The sequence below is a fragment of the Stenotrophomonas sp. STEN063 genome (assembly GCF_056854515.1).
Genome location: NZ_JBXFWF010000122.1, coordinates 1 through 3171 on the forward strand (window position 1 = coordinate 1; position 3171 = coordinate 3171).

Genomic DNA, 3171 nt, shown 5'->3' on the forward strand with positions numbered 1-3171 from the left:
CCCCCGCGCTCCTTCCCAACACACACCCCCCCCCCCCCGCCCCCCCCCCCCCCCCCCCCCCCGCCCCCCCCCCGCCCCCCCCCCCCCCCCCCCCCCCCCCCCCCACTACAGGTGAAGCGCTGTTCCGTCATGTCCTCAAACTGACTGATCCTGCGTACCTTTCTGTCCAAAAGGACAGCTGCCAGACAACATACAAATGCAACTGTTTCAGGTTTGGTGCACTGCAAAATTGTGCTGATTTTTGCGGTAGGCTTGACGGGTTTCCGCTCTCCAGGCTCTACGTCTTCGATGAACGAGTACCGCAGCAGCGTTGTCTTCGCCACCCCCGACCTGCCACTGCGCGACGATGTGCGCCGCCTCGGCACACTGGTTGGTGATCTGATTTCCGAACAGGTGTCGCCCGGTTTCCTCGACGAGGTGGAGGACGTGCGCACGGCGGCGATTGCCCGTCGTGAAAGCCAGGCGCCGTTGGCTCCGCTCAGCGCGCAGCTGGCCGGGCGTTCGCCGCGCGATGCCGAAGCGCTGGTGCGCGCTTTCAGCACTTACTTCCAGGTGGTCAATATCGCCGAGCGCGTGCATCGCATCCGCCGCCGCCGTGACTACCAGCGCGCAGGCACCAAACGCCCGCAGCCGGAAGGACTGCATGACGCCTTGCTAGCGCTGAAGGCGCAGGGCGTGACGCCGGAAGAACTGGCGCAGTGGCTGCCGCAGATCGACATTGAGCCGGTATTCACCGCGCACCCGACCGAAGCCGTGCGCCGCGCGCTGCTGGAAAAAGAACAACTGATGGTTGCCGCGTTGGTCGACAACCTCGACGGGCAACGCACGCCCGGCGAGCAGGCTGCCGATGCCGCACGTTTCCGCATGGCCTTGACTGCCTCCTGGCAGACCGCCGATTCCTCGCCGGTGCGGCCAACCGTGGACGACGAGCGCGAGCATGTCGGTTTCTACCTGACCCGCGTGCTGTACCGGGTCATCCCGGTGTTCTACGAATCGCTGGAACAGGCGCTGCGCGACACCTGGGGCCGAACCCTGCCGTTGCCGCGCCTGCTGCGCTTCGGTACCTGGGTGGGTGGCGACATGGACGGCAATCCGAACGTGGATGCCGGCACCATCACCAATACCTTGAACGCCCAGCGCAGCGCCGTGCTTGGCCTGTACCTGAAAGACATGGTGGCGCTGGCCAGCCTGCTCAGCCAATCGACCGAACTGGTTGGCGTCAGTGCTGGAGTGCAGGCGCGTGTGCAGGAGTACCAGCAACTGCTGCCGCAGGTGAAGTCGCGCCCGCGTCATGCCGACATGCCGTACCGCCTGCTCAACGACCGCATGCGCGCGCGCCTGCAGGCGACATTGGAAGACGCTCCGGGTGCATATGCGTCACCGGAAGAGTTCATCCACGACATCCAGCTCATCCTCGACAGCCTTGAGGCCAACAAGGGCAAGCACGCTGGTTGGTTCTCGGTGCGGCGTCTGCTGTGGCGCGTGCGCACCTTTGGTTTCCATCTGGCGCGTCTGGATGTGCGCCAGGAATCCAGTGTGCATTCGCGCGCGCTGGCCGAGGTGCTGGGCGGGCAGGAGGCCTTCGACGCGCTGGACGATGCAGCGCGTGCGCAGTTGCTGTCGCCGTACGCCGCAGGCACCGAAGTGCTGGCGCGTGGCGAGGATGAAGCCGGGCAGCGACTGGACAAGGTGTTCGCTGCATTGGCCGATGCACGCCGTCGTCACGGTGCGGATGCGTTGGGCAGCTACATCATCTCGATGGCACATGATCGCGGCGACGTGCTCGCGGTGCTGGCGTTGGCGCGTCGTGGTGGTCTGGTCGATGCGGATGGCGCAGTACCGTTGGACATCGCGCCGTTGTTCGAAACCGTCGACGACCTGCAGCGTGGCACCGCTACGCTGCGTGATCTGCTTGCCGATCCGGTTTACCGCACCCATCTTGCCGCGCGCGATGACGTGCAGATGGTGATGCTGGGCTATTCGGACAGCGGCAAGGACGGCGGCATCGCCGCCTCGCGCTGGGGCCTGCAGCATGCGCAGGTCGAGCTGCTGGAAACGGCGGCGGAATTTGGGGTCAAGCTGACCTTCTTCCACGGCCGTGGTGGTTCCATCAGCCGCGGCGGTACCAAGACCACGCATGCGGTGAACGCCTCGCCACGCGGCAGCATCGGTGGCCGCCTGCGCGTCACCGAGCAGGGCGAAGTGATCCATCGCAAGTACGGTATCCGTGCGCTGGCGCTGCGCTCGCTGGAGCAATCTGCTGGCGCGGTATTGCGTGCCAGCCTGCGCCCGCGCGCCAGCGAGCCGCGCGAGGAACAGTGGAAGCCAGTGATGGCCTTGGTCGCCGAGCAGAGTTCAGTGGCGTATCGCGCCTTTGTCGGCGATGCGCAGTTCATGAATTACTTCCGCCAGGCCACGCCGATCGATGTGATCGAACGCATGACGCTTGGTTCACGGCCTTCCCGGCGCCTGGGCCAGGATGCGGCGTTGAGCAATCTGCGGGCGATCCCGTGGGTATTCGCGTGGAGCCAGGCACGCGCGGTAATTCCGGGTTGGTTCGGTGTCGGCAGTGGCCTGCAGGCCGCTGCAGATGCCGGGCATGAACAGACCCTGCGTGAGATGGCGCACGATTGGCCGTTCTTCGAGACCTTCCTCGACGACATGTCGATGGTGTTGAGCAAGGGCGACATCCATATCGCCGAACAGTTCTCCAAGCTGGCCGGGCCACTGCACGAACAGTTCTTCCCGCTGATCCGCGAGGAGCTGGCGTTGACCGCGCATTGGGTGAAGCGCTTGAGCGGCCAGCAGGACCTGCTGGAGCAGGACCCGCGACTGGCGCTGTCGATCCGTCTGCGCAATCCCTACATCGACCCGATCAGCATCCTGCAGGTGGACCTGCTGCAGCGCTGGCGTGCAAGCGACCGCGAAGATGAAGGTCTACTGCGCGCGCTGGTGGCCTGCGTGAACGGCGTATCGCAAGGCGTGCAGAACACCGGCTGAAGCAGTCCTTGTAGTGCCGAGCCATGCTCGGCAGAGGCCTTCCCGGCAATGCCTGAGTGTAGTGGGGGGGGGGGGGGCGGGGCGGGGTGTGGGCGTGGGGAGGGCGGCCCGCGGGTGGGGGTGCGACGCCAGGGGGGGGCGGGGGTTGTGGAGGGGGGGGCTGGGCGCGGC

1 protein-coding gene is annotated in these 3171 nt (G+C 66.2%); it reads left to right on the forward strand.

Features of this window, described 5'->3' with window-relative positions; all coding sequences use genetic code 11:
* The first annotated feature begins 288 nt into the window (after positions 1-288).
* Positions 289-3000 (forward strand): phosphoenolpyruvate carboxylase, encoded by a 2712-nt coding sequence (gene ppc / locus AC1VWL_RS19180; protein WP_482987741.1) that lies wholly within the window; start codon positions 289-291, stop codon positions 2998-3000.
* Positions 3001-3171: the final 171 nt, after the last annotated feature.